Source organism: Pseudoruegeria aquimaris, assembly GCF_900172235.1.
GTDB lineage: Bacteria > Pseudomonadota > Alphaproteobacteria > Rhodobacterales > Rhodobacteraceae > Pseudoruegeria > Pseudoruegeria aquimaris.
Window position 1 is genome coordinate 1 of record NZ_FWFQ01000055.1, and the last position, 2,712, is coordinate 2,712.

Annotated in this window: 3 protein-coding genes; 1 reads left to right on the plus strand and 2 read right to left on the minus strand. The window is 65.4% G+C overall.

The window, feature by feature from the left end; translation table 11 throughout:
- On the minus strand, positions 1-125 hold a 125-nt coding region (locus PSA7680_RS18390), incomplete at its 3' end, for an SDR family NAD(P)-dependent oxidoreductase (protein WP_139838708.1).
- 422 nt (positions 126-547) lie between these two features.
- Between PSA7680_RS18390 and PSA7680_RS18395 the strand changes: the two genes are divergently transcribed.
- Positions 548-2,524 carry an AfsR/SARP family transcriptional regulator gene (locus tag PSA7680_RS18395; protein WP_176244185.1) on the plus strand — a complete coding sequence of 659 codons (1,977 nt, stop codon included), beginning with the start codon at positions 548-550 and terminating at the stop codon, positions 2,522-2,524.
- Here the strand turns inward: PSA7680_RS18395 and PSA7680_RS18400 are convergent.
- Positions 2,521-2,712 (minus strand): transposase (locus tag PSA7680_RS18400; protein WP_217808310.1); only part of this gene is annotated, 192 nt, incomplete at its 5' end. The two genes, PSA7680_RS18395 and PSA7680_RS18400, sit on opposite strands and share 4 nt — an antisense overlap.

A 2,712-nucleotide genomic window follows, 5' to 3' on the forward strand; every position in this document is an offset into this window, starting at 1 on the left:
GCCGCGGCGGCCTCATCGTTGCCGCCGTAGGTCGCGGCCACGTTGTAGCCCTCGGCTTTGAGTTTCTTCGCAATGGCCGCGCCGATACCGCGCGTGCCGCCGGTGACAAGTGCCGTTTTCGCCATGGTGCTCCTCCGGATCATTCAATGCTTAACTGTCAATCATTCTGACGTATTGGCGCTTCCTTAACGTAACATGGCTTGGCGAGGCAGTGTGCCCTTGGCATGGCAGCCATGCGTTTGCGGAATGGTTTAACGTTAAACCAAAATATTCCATATCAAAAACAGGGTGTTGCTTCACCCCCTTTCAGCGGGCTTTCGCCGCCCGTCGTGGATGTTTCAGCGAGTTCGGCGGATTTCCGCGCCCCCGAGGTGCCTGTCATCGGCCCCGCGAGTCGCGCGGGGCCGCCGCACCGCCGTGCCGAAGGCGGGTGGACACCGCGTAACAACTGGGGAATAAGCGCTTTTCCCCTGCGTCCGCATTTGCGATAGTGCCCTGCGGACAATTTCGTCCTTCTGAATGTATTCTGCTGTTCGGCGGTTGAAACGTGCACAACGTATTGCGGATCTCGGTTGTTGGAGATGTGGACATTCGCGCCGCTGGCGAGCCCGTGCTCGCCGGGAAGCGCAAGGCCCTCGCCCTTCTGACCTACCTGGCGCTCGCCGCGCCGCATCGTTTTCCGCGCAGCGTCGTTGCCGGGCTGCTCTGGGAAAACGTGCCCGAGGCCGCCGCGCGCAACTCTCTCCGGCAGATCCTGTCCGACCTGCGCAAGGCCTTCACCGGGCCGGCGGAGGCGCTGGTCTCCATCGATCGCGAAAGCCTCGGGCTCGATACGGCGGGCGTCGAGGTGGATGCCGTCGCCCTGATGGAGGAACTGGCCGCCGGGCGGCTGCCCGACGTGCTCATCGCCAACCCGGAGCTGCCGGACCTGCTGTTCCGCGGGCTGGATGGCATCGGCGACGAATTCGACGCCTGGCTGCACGAGATGCGGCGGGTGTTCGAGGAGCAGCTCACCGAGCGGCTGGGCCGGCTGATCGAGCCGGGCAGCGCGCCGGAAGAGACCCGGCTCAAGGCCGCGGGCATCCTGCTGCGGCTGGATCCGTTCAACGAGAAGGCCTGCCGCGAGGTGATGGCGATCTCGGCCGCCCGCGGCGAGACGCGGGAAGCGCTCAAGGCCTACGAGGCGCTCTTCATGCGGCTCGAAGAGGAGATGGACATCGAGCCGTCGCCGCAGACGCAGGATCTGGCCGTCCGCATCAAGATGGGCGAGTTCAAGGCGGATCCCCCGGCGCAGCCCGCCGCGCGGCCCGCGGCCGTGGCTACCGAGATCGGCCCCCCGCGGCTCGCCGTCTTCCCGTTCCAGAACCTCGGCCCCGACGACGTGCCGGACTACTTCGTGGATGGCATCCTCGAAGATACCGTCTGCATGCTGGCTTCGCTGAAGGAGCCGCGGGTTCTGTCGTCCAACTCGACGCGCGGGGCGAACCTCAGGGAGCGCTCCGCCCGGGAGCGGGCGAGGGAACTGGGGGCCAACTATACCGTGTTCGGCAGCATCCGCCGGGCCCATCAGCGCTACCACATCTCGGTGCAGCTCGTCGAAGTGGGCACGGAGCTGGTGGAGTGGGCGCGCACCTATACCGCCAGCGAGAACGAGCTCTTCGACATCCAGAGCCACATCGCGGGCTCGATCGCCAACAAGCTCCAGCCTTCGGTGCAGACGGCCGAACTGCGCCGCACCAGCGGCTTCAAGCCGGCGGATCTCTCGGCCTACCACCTTACGCTGCGCGCCAAGGAGCTGGCCTTCCGCCTCAAGCGCGAAAGTTTCGGCGAAGCGCGGGATCTGCTTCTGATGGCGGCCGAGAAGGATCCCACCTTCGCCCCCACCTTCATCGCGCTGACGGACTGGTATTCGATCAGCCTCGGGCAGGGCTGGTCCGACGATCCGGGTCGGGATTGGAAGGCGCTGGAAGATGCCGCTTCGCGGGCGCTGCGCCTGAGCGGTGAAAGCGGCCGGGCGCTGGCGATGTATGCCCACAACCAGACGATCCAGCACGGCGCCGACGCGCGCACCGAATCCATGCTCAGCAACGCGCTGGAGCAGACCCCGAGCGACGCCGAGGCGCTCGTGTGGTCGGTGCCGACGCTGGCCTTTCTGGGCAAGGCCGATGCCGCCGTGGAAAACGGCGAGCGGGCGGCCTCGCTTTCGCCCTCGGACCCGTTCATGTTCCGCTACCAGCATTTTCTCTCGATCGCCTATTTCGCCCAGCGGGATTACGGCAAGGCGGCGGAGATCGGGGTGACATCGGCGGAGGCCAACCCGATGTATGCCTCCAACGTGCGGATGACGGCGGCCGCCTTCGCCGCCAGCGGCAACATGCCGGAGGCGCGGCGCTTCGCCGAAATGGCCATGGAAATCGATCCCGGCTACTCGCTCTCCCGCTATGAGAAGACCCAGCCCTTCAAGGATCCCGAAACGGCCACCGCGCTGCTGGAAAACCTTCGCAAGGCCGGTCTGCCGCGCTAGGTCGTGGACTCATAATGTCTGATCCAGAGCCTTGAGCAAGCGAGGTGAAGTGCGGCGAGGAAGTTTGCTGCGGTTTTGAAGTATCGCGTTGCGATGCCGCGGAAGTGTTTGAGACGATTGAAGAACCGTTCGACCTTGTTGCGTTCGCGGTAGAGGTCTCGGTCGACGGTCCTGACCACGCGGACGTT